Source organism: Agrobacterium tumefaciens, from assembly GCF_005221385.1.
In the GTDB taxonomy this organism is placed as follows: Bacteria; Pseudomonadota; Alphaproteobacteria; order Rhizobiales; family Rhizobiaceae; genus Agrobacterium; species Agrobacterium tomkonis.
The window spans coordinates 1,680,028-1,700,822 of the sequence record NZ_CP039904.1 but is presented as its reverse complement, the minus strand read 5'-3'; the positions used below and the strand labels follow the sequence as shown (position 1 = coordinate 1,700,822).

18 protein-coding genes are annotated in these 20,795 nt (G+C 60.5%); 3 read left to right on the top strand and 15 right to left on the bottom strand.

The window, feature by feature from the left end; all coding sequences use genetic code 11:
* Positions 1-7 precede the first annotated feature (7 nt).
* From CFBP6623_RS23020 to CFBP6623_RS22985, 8 genes are all read right to left on the bottom strand, one after another.
* Positions 8-784, bottom strand: a complete 777-nt coding sequence (locus CFBP6623_RS23020) for an L-iditol 2-dehydrogenase (RefSeq protein WP_080842945.1) — start codon at positions 782-784, stop codon at positions 8-10.
* Positions 781-1,779: an ABC transporter ATP-binding protein gene (locus CFBP6623_RS23015; protein ID WP_080842944.1), complete on the bottom strand. Its 999-nt coding sequence runs from the start codon at positions 1,777-1,779 to the stop codon at positions 781-783. Before CFBP6623_RS23015 ends, CFBP6623_RS23020 begins: the two co-directional genes overlap by 4 nt.
* Before the next feature lie 12 nt (positions 1,780-1,791).
* Positions 1,792-2,616 (bottom strand): carbohydrate ABC transporter permease, encoded by an 825-nt coding sequence (locus tag CFBP6623_RS23010; protein ID WP_046800892.1) that lies wholly within the window; start codon positions 2,614-2,616, stop codon positions 1,792-1,794.
* A gap of 12 nt (positions 2,617-2,628) precedes the next feature.
* A complete protein-coding gene (locus CFBP6623_RS23005; protein ID WP_080842943.1) occupies positions 2,629-3,501 on the bottom strand; it encodes a carbohydrate ABC transporter permease in 873 nt (290 codons plus the stop codon).
* 166 nt (positions 3,502-3,667) lie between these two features.
* On the bottom strand, positions 3,668-4,981 hold the full coding sequence (locus CFBP6623_RS23000) for an ABC transporter substrate-binding protein (protein WP_052819290.1): 1,314 nt from the start codon (positions 4,979-4,981) through the stop codon (positions 3,668-3,670).
* A 144-nt stretch (positions 4,982-5,125) separates the two neighbouring features.
* Complete coding sequence (locus CFBP6623_RS22995) at positions 5,126-6,079, bottom strand: sugar-binding transcriptional regulator (protein ID WP_080842942.1); 954 nt, start codon at positions 6,077-6,079, stop codon at positions 5,126-5,128.
* Positions 6,080-6,385: 306 nt separating this feature from the next.
* The gene (locus tag CFBP6623_RS22990; protein ID WP_080842941.1) at positions 6,386-8,236 is read right to left on the bottom strand and encodes an ABC transporter ATP-binding protein; all 1,851 of its coding nucleotides are present in this window, start codon (positions 8,234-8,236) and stop codon (positions 6,386-6,388) included.
* 48 nt (positions 8,237-8,284) lie between these two features.
* A complete protein-coding gene (locus CFBP6623_RS22985; RefSeq protein ID WP_052819287.1) occupies positions 8,285-9,448 on the bottom strand; it encodes a M20 aminoacylase family protein in 1,164 nt (387 codons plus the stop codon).
* Between the two features lie 305 nt (positions 9,449-9,753).
* On the opposite strand from CFBP6623_RS22985, the gene CFBP6623_RS22980 reads away from it, so the two are divergent.
* From CFBP6623_RS22980 to CFBP6623_RS22970, 3 genes are all read left to right on the top strand, one after another.
* Positions 9,754-11,463, top strand: a complete 1,710-nt coding sequence (locus CFBP6623_RS22980; RefSeq protein WP_052819286.1) for a peptide ABC transporter substrate-binding protein — start codon at positions 9,754-9,756, stop codon at positions 11,461-11,463.
* Positions 11,464-11,604: 141 nt separating this feature from the next.
* Entirely contained in the window at positions 11,605-12,615 is a 1,011-nt protein-coding gene (locus CFBP6623_RS22975) for an ABC transporter permease (protein ID WP_080842940.1), read from the top strand.
* A complete protein-coding gene (locus CFBP6623_RS22970) occupies positions 12,608-13,528 on the top strand; it encodes an ABC transporter permease (protein ID WP_046800899.1) in 921 nt (306 codons plus the stop codon). The genes CFBP6623_RS22975 and CFBP6623_RS22970 overlap by 8 nt, the downstream gene beginning before the upstream one ends.
* Positions 13,529-13,567: 39 nt before the next feature.
* Here CFBP6623_RS22970 and CFBP6623_RS22965 read toward each other — a convergent pair whose 3' ends face one another.
* The 7 genes from CFBP6623_RS22965 to CFBP6623_RS22935 all read right to left on the bottom strand — a co-directional run bounded on the left by CFBP6623_RS22965 (position 13,568) and on the right by CFBP6623_RS22935 (position 20,684).
* Positions 13,568-13,918 carry a ribbon-helix-helix domain-containing protein gene (locus CFBP6623_RS22965; protein ID WP_080842939.1) on the bottom strand — a complete coding sequence of 117 codons (351 nt, stop codon included), beginning with the start codon at positions 13,916-13,918 and terminating at the stop codon, positions 13,568-13,570.
* Between the two features lie 70 nt (positions 13,919-13,988).
* A complete protein-coding gene (locus CFBP6623_RS22960; RefSeq protein WP_167379191.1) occupies positions 13,989-14,555 on the bottom strand; it encodes a DJ-1/PfpI family protein in 567 nt (188 codons plus the stop codon).
* Between the two features lie 97 nt (positions 14,556-14,652).
* Complete coding sequence (locus tag CFBP6623_RS22955) at positions 14,653-16,050, bottom strand: amidase (RefSeq protein ID WP_080842938.1); 1,398 nt, start codon at positions 16,048-16,050, stop codon at positions 14,653-14,655.
* 53 nt (positions 16,051-16,103) lie between these two features.
* Positions 16,104-16,922, bottom strand: coding sequence for an ABC transporter permease (locus CFBP6623_RS22950; protein ID WP_167379190.1), 819 nt, complete (start codon positions 16,920-16,922; stop codon positions 16,104-16,106).
* Entirely contained in the window at positions 16,919-17,869 is a 951-nt protein-coding gene (locus CFBP6623_RS22945) for an ABC transporter permease (RefSeq protein WP_080842937.1), read from the bottom strand. The genes CFBP6623_RS22950 and CFBP6623_RS22945 overlap by 4 nt, the downstream gene beginning before the upstream one ends.
* 194 nt (positions 17,870-18,063) lie before the next feature.
* Positions 18,064-19,599 carry an ABC transporter substrate-binding protein gene (locus tag CFBP6623_RS22940; RefSeq protein WP_080843256.1) on the bottom strand — a complete coding sequence of 512 codons (1,536 nt, stop codon included), beginning with the start codon at positions 19,597-19,599 and terminating at the stop codon, positions 18,064-18,066.
* A gap of 182 nt (positions 19,600-19,781) precedes the next feature.
* Positions 19,782-20,684: a LysR family transcriptional regulator gene (locus tag CFBP6623_RS22935; RefSeq protein WP_046800906.1), complete on the bottom strand. Its 903-nt coding sequence runs from the start codon at positions 20,682-20,684 to the stop codon at positions 19,782-19,784.
* Positions 20,685-20,795: the final 111 nt, after the last annotated feature.

The following is a 20,795-nucleotide window of genomic DNA, read 5'->3' as shown; positions in this document are numbered from 1 at the left end:
CCGATACTCAGCTCATCCAATTGCCGCCGTCGACATTGTAAGTCTGGGCGACGATGTATTCGGCCTCATCGGAGGCAAGGAAGATCGCCATGCCGGTCAGATCCTCGGCACGGCCCATGCGGCCGAAGGGCACGGCCTCACCGACCAGCCGCTTCTTTTCCCCGGCGGGGCGGTTTTCATATTTCGCAAACAGCGCATCCACACCGTCCCAGTGCTCGCCATCGACCACGCCCGGCGCAATCGCATTGACGTTGATGCCATGCTTGATGAGATCGAGACCGGCCGATTGGGTGAGACTGATGACGGCGGCCTTGGTGGCGCAATAGATCGCCACCAAGGCCTCGCCGCGCCGGCCCGCCTGGCTTGCCATGTTGATGATCTTGCCGCCTTTTCCCCGAGCAATCATTGTTTTTGCGGCGGCCTGCATCATGAACAGCGTGCCTGATACGTTGATCGAAAACAGCCGCTCGTAGCTCTCGCGTTTGATCTCGACAATCGGTGCCAGATCGAACAGCGCGGCATTGTTGATGAGGATATCGAGCCCACCGGTCTGGCCTTCCACCGTGCGGATGGCGGTGTCGATGGAATGCTGCTTGGTCACATCAAGTTCGACGGCATAGGCATTCTCGCCGATCTCGCGGGCGGTCTTGCTGGCGCGCTCGAAATCGATATCGGCAATGGCAACCCTCGCCCCCTCACGCAGATAGGCTTCTGCAAAGGCACGGCCGATGCCGCGCGCCGAACCTGTTATCAGCGCGGATTTGCCTTCCAGTCTCCCCGTCATATCGCCCCACCCTTGTCATCGAACCTGTGGATCTTTGTCTCGTCCGGGGTGATGAAGACGGTATCGCCATGCCTGCAGTCGAACTCGCCATCGGTCCTTGCGGTGATCGGCCCGATGCCGTCGACCTCGAGATGCAGGAAGGTATCGGATCCGAGATGTTCGGCGACGGTGACCTTGCCCTGCCACAGGCCGCTTTCTTTCGACAGCAGCAGATGTTCGGGCCGCACGCCGGCGGTGGCGGCGTTCTTGCTGCGGGCGAAGTCGCCGGTGATGAGGTTCATGCGCGGCGAGCCGATGAAGCCGGCGACGAAGAGGTTGGCGGGGGTGCGGTAAAGCTGCATCGGCGAGCCGACCTGCTCGATATTGCCGCGGTTGAGGACGACGATCTTGTCGGCCATGGTCATCGCCTCCACCTGGTCGTGGGTGACGTAGATCATCGTCGTCTTCAGCGTGTTGTGCAGTTCTGAGATTTCCAGCCGCATGGTGCCGCGCAGCGCCGCATCGAGGTTGGAAAGCGGCTCGTCGAACAGGAAGGCTTTCGGTTCACGCACGATGGCGCGGCCGATGGCGACACGCTGGCGCTGGCCGCCCGACAGCTGCGAGGGCCGGCGCTCGAGATAATCGGTAAGGTTCAGCACCCGGGCGGCATCTTCGACCTTTTTATCGATCACCGACTTGTCGAGCTTGGCCATCTTCAGCGGGAAGGCGATGTTGTTCCTGACACTCATATGCGGATAAAGCGCATAGGACTGGAACACCATGGCAAGGCCGCGCTCGGCCGGCGCCTTTTCGGTGGCGTCATTGCCGTCGATGACGATCTTGCCGCCGGAGACGTCTTCCAGCCCGGCGATGAGGCGCAGAAGCGTGGACTTGCCGCAGCCGGAGGGGCCGACGAAGACGACGAATTCGCCGTCATTGATATCGAGGTCGATCGACGGGATGACTTTCGCCTCACCGAAGAGCTTGGACACGTTCTGAAGGGAAATGCTGCCCATGTTTGTCGTTCCTTATTTCACGGCGCCAAAGGTCAGGCCACGCACGAGTTGTTTCTGCGAGAACCAGCCGATGACGAGAATGGGGGCGATCGCCATCATCGAGGCGGCCGAGAGTTTTGCCCAGAACAGCCCCTGCGGTGAGGAGAAGGAGGCGATGAAGGCCGTCAGCGGCGCGGCATTGGTGGTCGTCAGCCTGATAGTCCAGAAGGATTCGTTCCAGGCAAGGATGACGTTCAAAAGCAGCGTCGAGGCAATGCCGGGCACCGCCATCGGGGTGAGCACATGCACGATCTCGTTCCACAGCGATGCGCCATCCATGCGGGCGGCTTCCAGAATCTCGCCGGGGATTTCCCGAAAGTAAGTGTAAAGCATCCACACGACGATCGGCAGGTTGATGAAGGTGAGCATGACGGTGAGCCCAATGCGGGTATCGAGCAGGCCGGCATTGCGGAAGATCAGGTAGATCGGCACCAGAACGGCGACGGCCGGCATCATCTTGGTGGAGAGCATCCACATCAATATGTCCTTGGTGCGCTTGGTCGGCGAGAAGGCCATGGCCCAGGCGGCGGGAATGGCGATGATCAGCGCAATGATCGTCGAGCCGAGCGACAGCACCACCGAGTTCATGAACGGCTTGAAGTAATCGCGCTGGGTCTGAACCGTCACGTAATTCTCGAGCGTGCCCGAGGGAATGAGGCTGAAGCCGGCGATTGCTTCGGGCTCGGTCTTGATCGAGGTGAGGAAGGCGTAAAGGATCGGGAAGAACAGCAGGAGCGCCACGGCCCAGGCCGCGATGGAAAAGCCGATCTTCGCACGTGTGGTTGTCTTGCGGGCCATGATGTTTCCCCTTTACCGGTCGAGGTTCTTGCCGACGGCGCGCATCAGGAAGATGGCGACGATATTGGCGAGGATGACGGCGATGATACCGCCGGCCGAAGCGCCGCCGACGTCGTAGCCCAGAAGTGCGGTGCGATAGATGAGGAAGGCGAGGTTGGTGGAGGCATAACCCGGGCCGCCATTGGTGGTGACGAGGATTTCCGCGTAGACGCCGAGCAGGAAGATCGTCTGGATCAGAATGACGACGGTGATGGCGCGCGACAGGTGCGGCAGGGTCAGGTAGATGAAGCGGTTGAGGAAGTTGGCGCCATCCATCTCGGCGGCTTCCTTCTGCTCGCCATCGAGCGACTGCAGGGCCGTCAGGAGGATCAGCGTCGCAAAGGGCAGCCATTGCCAGGCGACGATGATGATGATCGACAGCAGCGGAAACTGCGCGAACCAGTCGACCGGCTGAAAACCGAAGAAGCGGGAGAGATCGGCGAGCACGCCGTAACCCGGATGCATGATCATGTTCTTCCACACCAATGCGGCCACCGGCGGCATGACGAAGAATGGCGAGATGATCATGATGCGGACGATGCCCTGGCCGAAAATGTCATTATCGAGCAAAAGCGCAATGGCGATGCCGCCGATGACGGTGATCAGCAGCACGCCGCCGACGATCAAAAGCGTGTTCCAGATCGACTGGAAGAAGGCCGGGTCGGTGTAGAAATACTGGTAATTGAACAGGCCGGCAAAGCTGACATTGGCCGGGTTGAGGAGATTGTAGTTCTGGAACGAGAACCAAAGGGTCATCGCCAGAGGCACGATCATCCACACCAGCAATAACAGCACCGATGGCGCAAGCATAACCCGCGCAAGACCGCTCGTGTTTCGGGTTGCCATTACACTCACCTCCCCTTGGGCCGAGGCGTCACGACATGCGCCCGGCATATCCGGAAGAACCGGCTCATTCTTGTTTTGATTGAAAGGTATCAGAGCCGCCTGGCGGCTTTCCGACCCGGAGCATTCGCTGCCCGGCACTCAGGCCGGACAGCGATCTTCGGGAGGATTACTTGATGTAACCGGCGCGGGTCATTTCACGCGTCGCAGTCGACTGGGCGCCTGCAAGCGCATCATCAACGCTGGACTGGCCGGCAACGACCGCCGAGAACAGCTGACCGACCGTGGTGCCGAGCGCCTGGAATTCAGGGATCGCCACGAATTGTCCACCCGTATAAGGCACGGGCTTTACAGTCGGCTTGGTGATATCGGCGGCATCCATGGCGGCAAGCGTCGGCTTGGCGAAGGCGGCGGCCTTTTCATAGTCGGCATTCTTGTAAAGCGAGGTGCGGGTGCCCGGAGGCACGTTTGCCCAGCCTTCCTTGGAAGCGACGAGCGTGGTGTAGTCCTTGCTGGTTGCCCAGGAGATGAACTTTTCGGCGGCTTCCGCCTTCTGCGAGCTCTTCGGGATGGCAAGGTTCCAGGACCACAACCAGTTGCCATGGTTCTTCAGTTCGCCATGCGTCGGGAAGAGCGCATAACCGACCTTGTCCGCAACGGTCGAGTCCTTCGGGTTGGACACGAAGGAGGCAGCCACCGTGGCATCGATCCACATGCCGCATTTGCCCTGCTGGAACAGCGTCAGGTTTTCGTTGAAGCCGTTGGAGGAAGCGCCCGACGGACCGGCATCCTTCATCAGATCGACATAGAACTGCAGGGAGCTTTTCCACTCCGGCTGATCGAACTGCGGTTTCCAGTTCTCATCGAACCAGCGGCCACCGAAGGAGTTGGTGAGCGCGCTGATGAAGGCCATGTTTTCGCCCCAGCCAGCCTTGCCACGCAGGCAGATGCCGTTGATATCGGCCTTGCGGTCGGTGATCTTGCGGGCGGCGTCGCCGATGAATTCCCAGGTCGGGCTATCCGGCATCTTCAGGCCAGCTTTTTCAAACAGGTCCTTGCGATACATGATCATGGCGGATTCGCCATAGAAGGGTGCAGCATAAAGCTTGCCTTCGCTGGAGAGGCCGCCGCGGATGGCCGGCAGAAGGTCATCCATGTCGTATTTGTCGCCAAGCTTTTCGAGCGGCAGCAGCCAGCCCTGCTTGGCCCAGATCGGCACTTCGTAGTTACCGATGGTCATGATGTCATATTGACCGCCATTGGTGGCGATATCGGTCGTCACGCGCTCACGCAGGACGTTTTCCTCAAGCGTGACCCATTCGACCTTGATGTCGGGGTTCTTTGCCGTGAAGTCGGAGGTCAGCCCCTGCATACGGATCATATCGCCGTTGTTGACGGTGGCGATGGTCAGCGTTTCGGCGGAAGCAAGGGTCGAAAGGGCGAGTGCCGAGCATGCGCCCAGCAAAATGGTCTTCAATGTCATATCTTCCTCCCAGAAGAAAAATGATGAGCATTCGCTTTGCTCTGGGGCATTTACTCACCTCATGAGCAAAAAAGTCAAGCGACATCCTGTGCTGCGGCGCACATGGAAAAATCAAACATCTGATTTTGTTGAATTAATTTTTGCTCAATGCGTGAGCAAATATTCACCCGTTGCTTCGTCGGTGATGAGGCCGTTCAAGAGACCGCCCCTCAGCGCCGCCAGAATCGAGGCGCTCTTGCGCGCACCCTGGGCCATGCCGATGACCGTGCAGGTGTCTCTGGACGGGATGGGAACGGAAGCGACACGCTCATTGACGGAGTGCTCGAGAATGCGGCCATTGGCATCATACATCCAGCCGCAAATCTCGCCGACCGCCCCGCTTGCCATCAGCGCCTTCATCTCATCGACACCGAGGAAACCATCGACGCAGAGCGGTGCGTTTTCACCGAGTTCACCGACTCCGACAAAGGTGACGTTGGCGGCGGACCCCAGCGCCAGGGTAGAGCGCACCATGGACTGGTCATGCAGCAGTTCCCGCTCTTCCGCAGAGGAGCACAGCACCGGCAGCGGCATCGGAAAATGCCGCGCCTTGATGGCGTCAGCCATGCTGAAGATGACGTTATAATAGGCAGCCGAGCCATCCGGCCCGATATTGCCTGTCAGCGACACGATGCGGTGCTGCGGGCATTCCATTGGCGGAAGCTGGTCCACGGCCGCCTTCAGCGTGCGGCCGGTGCCGATGGCCAGCACGATGGGGTCGGCACTCTTCAGCCAGCGCTCGATTTCCGCCGCCCCGGCCTCGGCAATGCCGACAGTCGAGGAAACCCCGGCCGGATCGCTCGGCACCACCTCGATATATCTAAGGTCAAATTTTTGCTTCAGCCGTTCGGCCTTTTCGAGACAGGCGGCGATGGGATGATCGAGCCGAACCTTGATCAATCGCTCGGCGACGGCAAGCGACACCAGCCGCTGCGCCGATTGCCGGGAAATGCCCATGGCGGCGGCGATCTCATCCTGCGTGCGGCCGGCGACATAATAAAGCCAGCCGGCGCGGGCCGCATCGTCCAGCCGTCCATGTGCGTCGTTTCGTCTGGCCATGCCGCTGCCCTCTAGGAATTATGCTAGAGCATTTGCTGGCATTTTTTTGCGTCGGCTGTCAAACGGCGGGATGCGGGAGGGAGCGTGCGGCGGACTGAAAAATGCATTGGCACAACAATGCGGCGCGCTTCTTCTCCCCGAGGGGAGAAGGTGGCCCGAAGGGTCGGATGAGGGGGAACCCTCTCCGAATAACGCTACCCTCGCCCCCTCATCCCGCTGCCGCGCCCTTCTCCCCGGTGGGGAGAAGAAACAAGGGGCAACCACTCGCTCCCGTATCAGCCTCAGCCCGAAGCCGACACTGTTCAATCACGCCGCTTCCTGCACCAGATGCCCTGCGGAAACCTCGCGGTAATGCCGCTGCGGCGGCACATAATCCACCGGCCGGATCGGGCTTTTGATCTCATCCGTCGCCATGTTGCGCCGGATCTGCCGCCGCGCCGGATCCGGCACCGGAACGGCAGACATGAGCTTTTTCGTATAGGGGTGCTGCGGATTGTCGAAAACCGCCGCGCGAGGCCCGATTTCGACGATCTCGCCGAGATACATCACCGCCACACGATGGCTGACGCGCTCCACCACTGCCATATCGTGCGAGATGAACAGGAAGGCCAGATTGAGGCTTTGTTGCAGGTCGAGCAGCAGATTGCAGACCTGCGCCTTGATGGACACATCGAGCGCAGACACCGCCTCGTCGGCGACAATGACCTTGGGGTCGAGCATCAGCGAGCGGGCAATGGCGATGCGCTGGCGCTGGCCGCCGGAAAATTCATGCGGGAAGCGCCGCATCATATCCGGACTCAAGCCCACCTTTTCCAAAAGATCGGCCGCCTTTTCACGCGCCTGCGGCTTGGACCCGAGCCGGTGCTCGATAAAGGGTTCCATGATCGCCGTGCCGATGCTCATGCGCGGATCGAGCGAGGCGAAGGGGTCCTGGAAGATCATCTGCACGCTGCGGCGCATGGTGCGCAGCGTCGTCTTGTCGAGTTTCAGCACCTCGTAACCGTCGAGCGTCACATTCCCGGAGGTAGGCTCGATCAGCCGGGTGATGGAGCGGCCCGTGGTGGACTTGCCGCAACCCGATTCGCCCACGAGAGACAGGGTCTCACCTTCGGCGAGATCGAAGGAGACCTTTTCCACCGCATGCACGGCGCCGGATTTGCGACCGAAAAGGCCGGAGCGGATATCGAAGCGGGTCGTCAGATCCTTGACCGAGAGAATGGGCGTGCGGCCGCCGGAAACCGTGTCCTTCACCTCCGCGACAGGCTGGCTTTCGCCGGTCTTGATATCGATGATCGGGAAGCGGGCCGGCAGCACCCGCTCCTTCATTGAGCCGAGCTTCGGCACGGCTGAAAGCAAAGCGCGCGTGTAAGGGTGGCGGCCGTGATGGAAGATGTCGTCGGTGCTGCCGGTTTCCACCACATCGCCGCGGAACATGACGATGGTTCGGTCCGAGACTTCCGCCACCACGCCCATATCATGGGTGATGAACAGGACCGACATGCCCTCCTCTTCCTGAAGCGTCTTGATGAGGTCGAGGATCTGGCCCTGAATGGTCACGTCGAGCGCCGTTGTCGGCTCGTCGGCGATCAGCAGCTTCGGTTTGGAGGCGAGCGCCATGGCGATCATTACGCGCTGGCGCATGCCGCCGGAAAACTGGTGCGGATAATCGTCGAAACGGTTCTTCGCATTGGGAATGCGGACCTTTTCCAGCAGGCGTATTACCTCGGCCTTGGCGGCCGATGAAGAAATATCCTGATGCACGGTCAGCGCTTCGGCGATCTGCTTGCCGATCGGGAAGATCGGATTGAGGCTGGTCATCGGCTCCTGGAAGATCATCGAAATGTCTTTTCCGCGAACCTTGCGCATCTCCTCTTCCGGCAGCGCCAGGAGATTGCGCCCACCGAGCATGACGCTGCCCTCGATCTGGCTCGTTTTTTTATCGAGGAGCCGCATGATGGAGAGCGAGGTGACGCTTTTGCCCGAGCCGCTCTCGCCGACGATCGCCACCGTCTCGCGCGGCGCGATCTCGAAACTCATATTGCGCACCACGGATTTCCAGCCGCCATCAACGCGGAAGGACGTAGTGAGATTCTGAACCGATAAAACCGGGCTGACTGAACCGCCGGTCTGTTCCATGGATGTTGCCGCCAAAAGCATGCCGATCTCCTGAAAAGCAGAAGGCGGCCACGCGGGCCGCCGGATGTCTTACGCAGCAAGTGCCTTTTCGGCCATCGAGACCCAGTAGCTGATACCGTAAGGCAGCGCATCGTCGTTGAAATCATAGGCCGCATTGTGCAGCCCGGCGGTATCGCCATTGCCGATGAAGATGAAGGCGCCGGGACGCGCTTCGAGCATATAGGAGAAATCCTCCGCCCCCATATGCGGGTTGGGATTGGTGTTGACGGCGTTGGCACCGGCCACACCCATCGCCACGCCGGTCGCAAATTCGGTTTCGTCATTGTGGTTGAAGGTGACGGGATAACCGCGATGATATTTCACCTCCACGGTGGCGCCATGCGCCATGGCGGTTGCGGTCGCCACTTCCTTCAGGCGCTTTTCGGCGAAATCGCGGGTTTCCGGAAGCAAGGTGCGCACCGTCCCCGTCAGCGTCACCGCACCGGGAATGACATTGACGGCCGTGCCGCCATGGGTGGTGGCGACGGTGACGACGAGCGATTTAAGCGGGTCCGTCTCCCGCGAGACGATGGATTGCAGGGCGATGATGATATGAGCAGAGGTTAGAACCGGATCGATGGAAAGATGCGGTGCGGCCGCATGGCTGCCCTTGCCGGTGATGATGATTTCGAAACTATCCGCCGCCGCCATGGTCGATCCCTTGCGGATGGCGAATTGGCCGACGGGAATGCCCGGCTCATTATGCATGCCATAGACCTGCGAAATGCCGAATTTTTCCATCATGCCGTCGTTCAGCATGGCAAGCGCCCCTGCCCCGCCCTCTTCCGCCGGCTGGAAGATGACCGCGACGGAACCCTTGAAGTTGCGAGTTTCGGCCAGATATTGCGCAGCACCCAGAAGCATGGCGGTATGCCCGTCATGGCCGCAGGAATGGGCCTTGCCAGGGATTTTCGAAGCCCAAGGCTTGCCGCTGGTCTCGAGGATCGGCAGCGCGTCCATGTCGGAACGGAAACCGATGGTCGGGCCGTCGCCGTGCCGCCCCTTGATGATGCCGACCACGCCGGTCTTGCCGATGCCGGTCTCGACCACATCGCAGCCGAAGGATGTCAGTTTTTCGGCCACGAACTTCGATGTTTCGTAGACATCGTAAAGCAGCTCCGGGTGTTCATGCAGATGGCGCCTCCAGCCGGCAACGTCTTCCTGCATTTCGGCCACACGGTTCAATATCGGCATTCTCTTTTTCCCTTTTTTTGTTCCCCGCCGGGTTGTCGGGAACCATATTGCGTTTGGAATTTCTACTTTTGCAAGTCTGAATTTTGCTGCATGAGCGAAAAATAGGCCAAGAGGCGAATGGCTCAAATTTTGTTCATCAATAAAAGTTTGGGGCTTGCTTTTCAAAAAAACTGACAATAGCATCATCGGGAATGGAGGAATATTCCTTAGCAAAGTCAAATACTTATAAAAATAGACCTTGCACATGACGACGGGAAAAGCGTCAAACATTCAAATAGATAAAATCTAAAAAGGGGAAAACCACAATGAAGAAGCGCAGCGTTCTCTTTGCCAGCACGGTGGCGGCCATGGCCTTGGCAGGCTCTGCCGCCCATGCCGAGCGCGGCAGTGACGGCGAACTGAAAATCCTGTTCTGGCAGGCCGTATCGACCCTCAATCCCTATCTTTCCGCTGGCACCAAGGAAGTCTACAGCTCGTCCATGGTGATCGAGCCGCTGGCGCGCTACGACGAAAAGGGCGAGCTGGTACCGATGCTGGTGAGCGAAATCCCGACGGTCGACAATGGCGGCGTCGCGAAGGATCTGCTCAGCATGACCTGGAAGCTGAAGAGCGACGTCAAATGGTCGGACGGCACGCCGCTGACCGCCGATGACGTCATCTTCACCTGGAAATATTGCACCGCGCCGGATGGCGGCTGCGCGCAGGCGGCTCAATATGAGGGCGTGAAGAATGTCGAGGCCGTCGACGCCCATACCGTCAAGGTCAGCTTCACCGAACAGAAACCCTACCCCTATTCCGCCTTCGTCGGCGCACAATCCCCCGTCATCCAGAAGAAGCAGTTTGAGAAATGCGTCGGGGCAGCCGCCCCTGGCTGCACATCCGCCAATTTCGGCCCCATCGGCACCGGCCCCTTCGTGGTCAAGGATTTCAAGCCGAACGACGTCATCAGCTTCGTCGCCAATACCAATTATCGCGATCCGGCCAAGCCCGCTTTCGCAACGGTAACCCTGAAGGGCGGCGGCGATGCGGCTTCCGCTGCGCGTGCCGTTCTTGAAACGGGCGAATTTGATTACGCCTGGAACATGCAGGTGGAGCCGGAAATTCTGGCCACCATGGTGGCCGCCGGCAAGGGCAAGCTGGAAACCGCCTTCGGCACCCAGGTCGAGCGTATCAATCTCAACTGGTACAATGCCGATCCCGCCTTGGGTGACAAGCGCTCCACCAAGGAGGGCGGCCCGCATCCGGCCCTGTCCGATCCGGCCGTGCGCCGGGCGCTGTCGCTTGCGATCGACCGCGACATCATCGATGAGACGGGCTATGGCGAAGCGGGCAAGCCGACCTGCAACATCGTGCCGGCCCCGGAAGCCGTCGCTTCCACCAAGAATGACAGCTGGTGCCTGAAACAGGATGTCGAAGGTGCAAACAAGCTGTTGGATGATGCCGGCTGGGTGAAGGGATCCGACGGCATCCGCGCCAAGAACGGCGTGAAGCTGTCCTTCCTCTACCAGACCTCAACCAACTCTGTTCGCCAGGCGGCGCAGGAACTGGTGAAGGACATGTGGTCGCAGATCGGCGTTGCTTCCGAGCTGCGCAATGTCAGCGCCTCGGTGTTCTTCGGCGGCGACCCGGCAAGCCCCGATACCTTCCAGAAATTTTATGCCGACGTCGAAATGTATACCAACAACTTCGACGGCACGGACCCGGAAAAATATCTGGCGGAATGGCTGTGCGACAAGATCCCCACCCCCGCCAATGGCTGGCAGGGACAGAATGTTCCGCGTTATTGCAACCCGGAATTCGACAAGCTGGTGAACGTGCTTTCCAAAACGACGGACTTTGCCAAGCGCGGGGAAATCGCCAAGCAGCTGAACGACATGCTGACGGAGGAAGGTGCGCATATTCCGCTCATTCATCGCGGCAACGTGTCCTCGCATTCGTTGACGCTGGAAGGCGTTCGCATGAACGCCTGGGATTCGGAACTCTGGAACGTCGCGGACTGGTCCCGCAAGAAGTAACACGCAGATGCGCCGGCTCCCCGACAAGGGGGCCGGCCTTTTGCATGCCCCTGGACCATGATCTGAAGACACATTTGCAGCGTCACGGCGAAGATGCTCTCAATTTTCGTCCTGCCGCGCTCTGAGTCTGGAGAGTTTCAGATGTTTGCCTTTACGCTCCGGCGGCTTGCCTTTGCCGTACCGACGTTGCTCGTCATCAGCTTCGTCATTTTCGCCCTGCTCGATCTCGCGCCCAACGACCCGACCGGCGACCTGCCGCTGACCATTCCGCCCGAAGTGCGTGAGCAGATCCGCGCCTCCCTCGGCCTCGACCAGCCGTTTCTCATCCGCTACCTGCTCTGGTTGCAGCAGTTCTTCATCAACGAACCGTTGAACCTTTTCGAAAAACTGACCGGCTGGCAGATCGGCGATGGCAACCGCATGCGTGTGCTGTCCTGGGCGACACGCAGCCCGGTGGTCGATCTCGTCATCCAGCGCATACCGCAGACGCTGTGGGTGGTGGGCCTTGCCTATCTGTTCGGGGCGCTGCTGGCGATCCCGATCGGCGTCATTTCCGCCTATAAGCAATATTCGATCTTCGACCAGATCGGCACCTTCGTTTCGATGGTCGGCTATTCGGTGCCAACCTTCTTCACCGGCGTGCTGCTGGTCGTCATCTTCAGCTCCTACCTGCAATGGTTCCCTTCCGTCTATGACACCAATCTGCAGGTGACCGACTGGGGAAGCTTCGTCGCGCAGATCAAGCAGATGTTCCTGCCGGTTCTGGTGCTGACGCTCTACAACGTCTCGCAGATCAGCCGCTTCGTGCGCGCCTCCATGCTCGACAATCTGCATCAGGATTATGTGCGCACCGCCCGCGCCAAGGGCGTGAAGGAAAAATCCGTTCTGCTCGTCCACGTGCTGCGCAACAGCCTCATTCCGGTCGTGACCGTGATTGCGCTCGGCGTGCCGACAATCTTTTCCGGCGCCATCATCACCGAGCAGATTTTCCGCGTAAACGGGCTTGGCCAATTGCTGATAACAGCCGTTCAGGGCGCGGATATTCCGCTGGTGCAGACTCTGACCTTCATTTTCGCGGTGCTTATCGTGCTCTTCAATCTGATTGCCGACGTGCTGTACGGCATTCTCGACCCGAGGATTCGCTATGACTGACGCCACCATCGCAGCGCCGACGGTTGCGGCCACCCCCACGCAATCCGCCCTTGCCGATATCTGGAAGCAGTTCCGCGTTCACAAGGGCGGTGTGGCGGGCCTCTTCGTCTTCATCTTCATCCTGCTGGCGGTCTATGTCGGGCCCTATATCCACACCGTCGCACCCAACGCCATCAATGTGAGGGAACGCAACCAGTGGCCATCATGGGCGCATCCCTTCGGCACCGATAATCTCGGCAAGGACATGCTGGCGCAGGTTCTGGCCGGCGGGCGCATCTCGCTTGCCGTCGGCATCACCGCCATGCTGCTGGCGCTGTTTCTCGGTACGCTGGTGGGGGTGCTGTCAGGCTATTTCCGAAATCTGGACGGTCCGCTGATGCGGCTGACCGACCTGTTCCTAGCCCTGCCGCTTTTGCCGCTGCTGCTCGTCATCCTGATGCTGTTCCGCGATACGCTGCGCGCGGCCTTCGGGCCGGAAACCGGCATCTTCATCCTCATCGTCTTCGTGATCGGCATAACCAGCTGGATGCATACCGCCCGTATCGTGCGCGGCGATGTGCTGACGATCAAAAGCCAGGAATTCATCATGGCGGCAAAATCGAGCGGCATGCGCGAATACCGCATCATCCTCAGGCATATCCTGCCGAATGTGCTGAGTTCGATCATGGTCTCGGCCACGCTCGGCATCGCCTCGGCCATCATCACGGAATCCGCACTCTCCTTCCTCGGCCTCGGCTTCCCCTCCGATTTCCCGACCTGGGGGCGGCTGCTGTTCGACGGCGCCAACTTCCTGCAACTGACACCCTCGCGCGTGTTGTGGCCGGGGCTGGCGATTTCACTGACGGTTCTGAGTGTGAATTACATCGGCGACGCCGTGCGCGATGCGCTCGATCCAAGGGCGCTGAAGAGCTAAGAAGACGCGCGGCGCATTCCCGCGCCGCGCTTACCGTCATCAATGATAATTCACCTTTTCCGCATCGAGAATGCTGTCCGCATCCAGCGCGGCAATCGGAATATCGCTGCGCGCCGGAATATCACCGGAAAGCTGAAGCGCGAGATAACGGCCGCAGCAGACCCGCAGGAACGAGGTGAAATTGCCGAGATCGTGCCCGGCATCGATCGATTCATTATAAAGCTTGGCGATGAGCTGCACGCTGTTCATGCCATCGCGGCGCGCGACCTCATCCAGCGTTGTCCAGAAGAAATTTTCAAGCCGCACACTCGTGACCATGCCATCGATCCTGAGCGACCTTGTATGGCTTTCCCAGAGCGCAGGGTCTGCCTTGATGAAAAGCTTGCACATGGTCTCCTCCCTCACCACGCCTGAAAGATAGGCGGAAAACGGGGCCTGCAAAAGCCCCGTTCGCCACAGCTTATTTGCCGAGCACCGCCATGAATTGCGAAAGCCATGCCGGATGAGCCGGCCATGCGGGCGCCGTCACCAGCTTGCCGTCGGTAACGGCCGCATCGATGGCGATATCGGCATAGGTGCCGCCGGCAAGCTCGACCTCGGGACGGCAGGCCGGGTAGGCCGAGCAGGTGCGGCCTTTCAGAACACCGGCTGCCGCCAGCAATTGCGCGCCGTGGCAGACGGCGGCCACCGGCTTGTCCGCTTCGAAGAAATGTTTCACCGCCGCAAGCACATCCGCATTCAGCCGCAGATATTCCGGCGCGCGGCCGCCCGGAATGACCAGCGCATCGTAATCCGCAACCCTGATATCGGCGAAGGTGGCGTTGAGCGCGAAATTATGGCCGCGTTTTTCCGAATAGGTCTGGTCGCCCTCGAAATCATGGATCGCGGTAGCGATGGTCTGGCCCGCCTTCTTGCCGGGGCAGACGGCATGGACCGCGTGACCGACCGCAGCCAAGGTCTGGAACGGCACCATGGTCTCATAATCCTCGGCGAAATCGCCGGCGATCATCAAAATCTTCTTCGGCATGTCTGCTCCTCCCGTTTTCGAATGCCTTTGGGCACCCTAACAGGCGGGATCGCGATGCGGGTATTATGGCAATACTACAAGCCCGATAAAGGTGGGATCAGCGGGCCTGCGGCAGCTCCGGCCAGCGCCGCACACCGCCACCCCAATTCTCGAAGGCTTTTGAAAGCTTCAGCACGAACAAATCCTCGTAACGCGGCCCGACGATCTGCAAGCCGATGGGCATTCCCGATCTGGAGAAGCCGCAATTGATCGAGGAGGCCGGCTGTTCCGACATGTTCCACGGCACCGTGAAGGCTATATGTTCGAAGGGAAGTTCGGGATCATTGGTGGGCGAGGCCCAGTCGGCCGGATAGGAGACGATGGGATTGACGGGTGAAATCACCGCATCGACGGACTGCATCAAGCGCCCGCAGGTCTTACGCATTTCCATGGTCTGGTTGAAGCCGAAAACCGCGCGCGCGCCGGAGACCTCCGCCCCCTTCTGTGCCCATGCGTGAATATAGGGAAGGATCGCCGCGCGGCGATCCACGCTCAGCGCCGCCATGTCACCCCAGAATTTCGCCCGCCAGAAATCGTCCAGCCCATCCAGCATTTCCCGCGTCAGCACCGGCTCGACGGGTATCACGATCGCGCCCGCCGCCTCGAACAGCCTGGCGGCGGAGAGCACGGCGTCGCGCACCTCATCCTCCAGCGGCAGGCCGCAGCCCGCATCCAGCATCAGGCCGATCTTCAGGCCCTTCACATTAATATCGAGGTTCATCCAGTTGATATCGTTGGGCGGCAGAGAGGTGCCATCGCGCCAGTCGGGGCGGGAAAGCGTCGCCATGGCATAGGCGGCATCGGCAACGGTGCGGGTCATCGGTCCGGCGCAACGGCCGGTATAATAGGGATCGACCGGGATGCGGCCCTGGCTTGGCTTGAAACCGAACAGGCCGGTCCACCCCGCCGGCAGCCGCACCGAGCCGCCAATATCCGTGCCGATATGCAGCGTGCCATAACCCGCAGCCCCTGCCGAAGCAGCACCGGCGCTGGAGCCGCCGGGGTTCCGGGTGGGGTCCCACGGATTGCGGCTGAGCTTGTGGAAGCTGGAAAGGCCTGATGATAACATGCCGTAATCCGGGCAGGTGGTCTTGGCGTAAAGGATTGCGCCATCCTCGCGGCAGCGGGCGGCCACCGGCGCGTCCTCAACCGCAGGCACCAGGTCCACCGCCCTCGTGCCAAGCGGAACGGGATGGCCTTTGGTGGCGATCAGTTCCTTCAGCGAGACCGGAATGCCATCGAGGGCGCCGAGCGTTTCACCCTTCTGCCAGCGCTGCGTCGAGGCCAGCGCCTGCCTGCGTGCATCCTCCGGATCGTAAGCGTAAAGCGCGTTCACGACAGGCTCGAAAGCATCGATACGCGCCTCCACCACCTGCCAATATTCCGATGGCGAAAGCTTCCTGTCCCGGTAAAGCGCCAGGATTTCGAGCGTGTTGAGGTCTATGAGATCGGTCATGGCATCGTCTCGTCAGAAAAACAGGAAATAGGGGAGATATCGGCTTGAAACGGTCAGCTGGTATCGCGCGGGTCCAGCAGGTCGCGCAGGCCATCGCCGAGAAGATTGAGGCCGAAGACGGCGAGCGCGATCGCAAGGCCGGGCATGATGGCGAGCCAGGGCGCCACACCCAGATAGGTCTGGGCGTCCGCGAGCATCCGCCCCCAGGTGGCGGCAGGTGGCGGCATGCCGAGACCGAGGAAGGAAAGGCCCGCTTCCGTCAATATCGCAAGACCCAGCTGGATCGTCACCTGCACGATGATCTGGTTGGAAATATTCGGCACGACATGAAAGAGCGTTATCCTGGCGCGGTTCTGGCCGATGCTGGTGGCGGCGGTGACATATTCCCGCGACCATATCTGCAACGCCGCCCCCAGTGTCAGCCGGGCAAACACCGGCACCATGAAGGTGGCGATGGCGATGATGGCGGTGAAGCGCCCCGTGCCGATGAAGGCGCCAAGCATCATGGCCGACAGGATCGGCGGAACTGCAAAGATGATATCGCAGATACGCATCACCACGGTTTCGGTGAAACCGCGCAGCGCCGCAACCGCAACGCCGATGGTCGTGCCGATAAATGCACCGATGGCGACGGCGGCGATGGAGGTGGACAGCGAATTCCACGCACCGGCCATCAGCATGGACAACACGTCGCGGCCGAAATGATCCGTGCCGAGACCGCCATACACGAAGGGCGATTTCAGCTTCTGGACGATCTGCATCTTTGTGGGGGACACCGGCGTCCAGACCAGCGACAGCAGGGCGACTGCGACCAGAAAGACCGTGACGGCGATGCCGACGGCAAAGGCGGGGCGGCGGATCAATCGCATCATCGCGCACCTGCCCGCAGTCTTGGATCGATGAAGAGATAGGCGATATCGACCACGAAATTCATGACGATCACCAGCGCCGAGAAAAACAGCACGACGGATTGCATGACGACGATATCGCGCTGGGTCAGCGCCTGGTAGGCAAGCCGTCCGAGACCCGGCAGGTTGAAGACATTTTCCACCAGCACCGCGCCGGCAATGAGGAAGGTGAATTGCAGGCCAATCATGGTGACAACAGGGATCATCGCATTCGGCACCGCATGTCGCCACAGCGCCACCCGTTCGCTCAGGCCCTTGGCGCGCGCGGTGCGTACGAAATCCTCGTTCATCACTTCCAGTACCGCCGAGCGGCAGACGCGGGTAAGGACACCGGCCTGCGACAACGCGAGGGCGATTGCCGGAAGGACCAGAGCGGTGAAACCTGCCAGAAAGCTAGGCGTCCAGCCGGGAAAGCCGCCAGCCGGCATCCAGCCGAGCGTGGTGGAAAAGACGATGATGAGCAGCAGCCCGACCCAGAAACCGGGCACGGCGATACCCACATGCGAAAACAGCCCGGCTGCGAAATCGACCGGCCCGTTGCGGCTTCTCGCAGCCGCCACACCAAGCGGAATGGCAATAGCGACCGAAAGGCAGACCGCCAGCAGCGCAAGCGGCAGGGTGACGGCCAGCCGCTCGAGGATCAGCCCCGCCACCGGCACGCCATAGGTATAGGATTGCCCGAGATCGCCCCGGAAGACGCCCGCAAGCCAGTGGAGATAACGCAGCGGCAGCGGCTGATCGAGGCCCATCTGCTTCTGCAGGGCGGCCAGCGTATCGGGGCTCGCCGAAGTGCCGAGCATGATGGCCGCAGGGTCACCCGGCAAGAGCCCCATGACGAGATAGATGATGAGGGAAACGGCAAACAGGGTGATGACGAGGCTTAAAAGACGCCGGATGAGGACGGCTAACATCTGGCATCTTCTCCTTGCTTTGTTTCACCTGCGGTCGAAGGTCCAGTTATCTCTCTCCCGTCATTCCGGCCCTGAGCCGGAATCCAGCCGACGCGCGTCTGCGCGGCGGAGAGAGCCCTTTCAGCCCAAGGACTTGGGCTGGCTGGATGCCGGATCAAGTCCGGCATGACGGAAGAAACGGCTATCGACAAACGTCACTCTTCCCAATGCACGTCCGTCAGCACATTCGACGGAATTGGCTCGTTTTCCCAAAGCCCCTTCACCTTCCTGTCCCACACGCCAAGCTTCGGCATCACGAAAAGGAACAGTGCCGGCACGTCGTCGGCGAGAATTTTCTGGGCTTCGCCGTAGAGCTTTTCCTGCTCCCCAGCATCCGCCGTCTTTTCGACATTCGCCACGACCTCGTTGAAGGCCGGGTTCTTGTAATTGAAGTAATAGGGGTCACGCGCATAGATATCGATATCCATCGGCTCGGCATGGGCAATGATGGTCATGTCGTAATCCGCACCTTTCAAGACATCCGCCACCCATTTTGCCGGGAATTCGGTGGTTTCGATGGTCATCGTCACGCCGATTTCGGCAAACATGGCCTGCAGTATCTGCGAGGTGCGCTGGGAATAAGCCATCTGCGGCGCCTTGATGGTGAAGCTGAACCCATCCGGATAGCCTGCCTCGGCAAGCAGTGCCTTCGACTTGTCGATATCGAAAGGATGCACGCCGGTGGTGTCGATATAGCCGCGGTCATTCGGGGTGTAATGGCTGCCAATGGCCGTGCCGAAGCCCGACCATGCGCCTTCGATGACAGTGCCGCGATCCACCGCCATCATCAGCGCCTGGCGCACGCGCTTGTCGTCAAAGGGCTTGCGGGCATTGTTCATGCCGGCCACGACCTTCAACTCGGTATTGCCGACGAAAGTGCCGAGACGCGCATCGCCATCGAAGGAGGTCATCAGCTCCGGCGCGCCGAATTCCGGGAAAGCATCGATATCGCCGGATTTCAGCGCGGCGGCCTGCGCCTGCGGATCGGACACAAAACGGAAGGTTGCCTTCTCCAGCTTCACCGCGACCGCCTTGTCCCAATAGGCGCCGTTCTTCTGCAACTCCACCTTGTCACCCTTGGCCCAGCTCGCAAATTTGAACGGGCCGGTGCCGACAGGTGTGGTGCGGTTATTCTCCGCGCTTTTCGGCGCCACCATCACGGAGGCAGGCCAGCCGAGCCAGTAGAGAAGGCTGCCGGCCGGCTGCTTCAGCTTCAGCACCAGCGTTGCGGCATCCGGCGTCTCGATACTGTCGATGGCGGCGAAGAAGCGTTTCTGCGGATTGACCGAGTTTTCGCCACGTGCTCGATCCAGCGCAAATTTCGCGACAGCGGAATCGAAGGTCTCGCCATCATGGAAGGTAACGCCCTTGCGCAGCTTGAACGTATAGGTCTTGCCGTCAGGCGCAATTTCCCAGCTTTCGGCAAGCTGCGGCTTCACCTTGCCTTCGCTGTCGATCTTCACCAGACCTTCGAAGACATTCTGCCAGGTGACCTGACCGATGGCGACGGGGGCGGCAATGGTCGGATCGAGACCGGCCGGCTCGACGGCCATGCCAAGCGTCAGCGCGGTTTTCGGCGCGGCTTCGGCAACCGTTGCCGAAAGCGGCAGCCAGAGCGCCGTGCCCAATGCGAGGCTCAGCGCGGTACGGCGCGAAAGCGTTGCCGCCTGCGAAAGATAAGTGCGTGGCATCATTGTCCCCTGTCTGGCGGCCGGGGCATTTTTGCCCTTCCAAAGACCACCCGTTGCAAAAAGAGTGTCATGTTGCAGGCGCACACACAATCTCGATTTTTGTGTGCTCCGTGTAGCTGAAATGGCTACACGGAAATGCGGATGGAAATCAACCTCTCGGACAGAGACACGGGACTGCCCGCTTACCCCGCCGTCGCCTCGCGCATGAAGCGCTCGATGAAATCAGCAAGCTTGGAAGCGGCGAAGGACAATTGCCGGTCAGGAGCAACACAGAGATCGATCTGGGTGTGGATGCCCTTCTTGCCGGCAAGGGGTATGGCGACCATCTGGCCACTGCGGATTTCACGCGCGACCGAAAGCGCCGGCAGCAGCGTGGCGGCGGCGTGGCCCAGCACCAGCTCCTTCAGCATTTCCAGCGAGCTGGTGATGAAGACGGGATCGAGTTCGATGCCCGCATCGGCAAACAGCGTGTCGAATGCCTGACGCGCGGCAAAACTCTTGTCCGGCAGGGCGAGCGGCAGGCTGGCCAGCTCCTTCAACGAGACTTCCGGCTGGGCCGCGAGCGCATGGCCGGCCGGAAAGATGACATCATAGCTGATACGGGTGCGCGAGCGCACTTTTACGCCGGAAACCTTTGGCGCGAACAGGCTGACCACCAGATCGGCCTCCGCCGCGCCCAGCGCCTCCATAGCCTGCCGGGCGCTGGTGATATGCACCTCGAAACGCAGTTTCGGATATTTGAGGCTGAACTGCGCCAGCACCGGCGCAAGAAGATTGGCCACGGTTGCGCCATTGGCATAGACCGTGACCCGGCCGCGTTGCAGCCCCTTCAGGTCATCGATCAGCTGATGCACATGGTCCAGCTCGCGCAGCGTCTTGCCGGCGCGGGCGGCGAGCAGTTCGCCTGCCGCCGTCAGTTTCACGCCACGGCTGGAGCGCTCCACCAGCGGTGAGCCGAAATAATATTCGAGGTTCTCGATCTGGCGGCTCACCGCTGTCGGCGCGACATTCAGGTTTTCCGCAGCTGCGCGCATGGAATTGGTGCGGACCAGCTCGTCGAAATACATCAATGCGCGCAGTTGCATGGGGTGGATACCTTGTTCGGGTGGGCAGGTGTGGGGGCTCACCATATCATCGCAGCGTCGCGAGAAAATACCTCACCCAGGAAGATCGCTCGTGAAAGCAAAGCGTGCCGC

What these genes read in the sequence shown, in the direction of transcription:
- CFBP6623_RS23005 (WP_080842943.1), bottom strand. Translation starts at nt 3,501, where the DNA reads ATGGCAACCCGAAACACGAGCGGTCTTGCGCGGGTTATGCTTGCGCCA.
- CFBP6623_RS22950 (WP_167379190.1), bottom strand. Translation starts at nt 16,922, where the DNA reads ATGATGCGATTGATCCGCCGCCCCGCCTTTGCCGTCGGCATCGCCGTC.
- CFBP6623_RS22955 (WP_080842938.1), bottom strand. Translation starts at nt 16,050, where the DNA reads ATGACCGATCTCATAGACCTCAACACGCTCGAAATCCTGGCGCTTTAC.
- CFBP6623_RS23020 (WP_080842945.1), bottom strand. Translation starts at nt 784, where the DNA reads ATGACGGGGAGACTGGAAGGCAAATCCGCGCTGATAACAGGTTCGGCG.
- CFBP6623_RS22965 (WP_080842939.1), bottom strand. Translation starts at nt 13,918, where the DNA reads ATGTGCAAGCTTTTCATCAAGGCAGACCCTGCGCTCTGGGAAAGCCAT.
- CFBP6623_RS22990 (WP_080842941.1), bottom strand. Translation starts at nt 8,236, where the DNA reads ATGCTTTTGGCGGCAACATCCATGGAACAGACCGGCGGTTCAGTCAGC.
- CFBP6623_RS23010 (WP_046800892.1), bottom strand. Translation starts at nt 2,616, where the DNA reads ATGGCCCGCAAGACAACCACACGTGCGAAGATCGGCTTTTCCATCGCG.
- CFBP6623_RS22940 (WP_080843256.1), bottom strand. Translation starts at nt 19,599, where the DNA reads ATGCCACGCACTTATCTTTCGCAGGCGGCAACGCTTTCGCGCCGTACC.
- CFBP6623_RS22985 (WP_052819287.1), bottom strand. Translation starts at nt 9,448, where the DNA reads ATGCCGATATTGAACCGTGTGGCCGAAATGCAGGAAGACGTTGCCGGC.
- CFBP6623_RS23000 (WP_052819290.1), bottom strand. Translation starts at nt 4,981, where the DNA reads ATGACATTGAAGACCATTTTGCTGGGCGCATGCTCGGCACTCGCCCTT.
- CFBP6623_RS22975 (WP_080842940.1), top strand. Translation starts at nt 11,605, where the DNA reads ATGTTTGCCTTTACGCTCCGGCGGCTTGCCTTTGCCGTACCGACGTTG.
- CFBP6623_RS22995 (WP_080842942.1), bottom strand. Translation starts at nt 6,079, where the DNA reads ATGGCCAGACGAAACGACGCACATGGACGGCTGGACGATGCGGCCCGC.
- CFBP6623_RS22945 (WP_080842937.1), bottom strand. Translation starts at nt 17,869, where the DNA reads ATGTTAGCCGTCCTCATCCGGCGTCTTTTAAGCCTCGTCATCACCCTG.
- CFBP6623_RS22960 (WP_167379191.1), bottom strand. Translation starts at nt 14,555, where the DNA reads ATGCCGAAGAAGATTTTGATGATCGCCGGCGATTTCGCCGAGGATTAT.
- CFBP6623_RS23015 (WP_080842944.1), bottom strand. Translation starts at nt 1,779, where the DNA reads ATGGGCAGCATTTCCCTTCAGAACGTGTCCAAGCTCTTCGGTGAGGCG.
- CFBP6623_RS22970 (WP_046800899.1), top strand. Translation starts at nt 12,608, where the DNA reads ATGACTGACGCCACCATCGCAGCGCCGACGGTTGCGGCCACCCCCACG.
- CFBP6623_RS22935 (WP_046800906.1), bottom strand. Translation starts at nt 20,684, where the DNA reads ATGCAACTGCGCGCATTGATGTATTTCGACGAGCTGGTCCGCACCAAT.
- CFBP6623_RS22980 (WP_052819286.1), top strand. Translation starts at nt 9,754, where the DNA reads ATGAAGAAGCGCAGCGTTCTCTTTGCCAGCACGGTGGCGGCCATGGCC.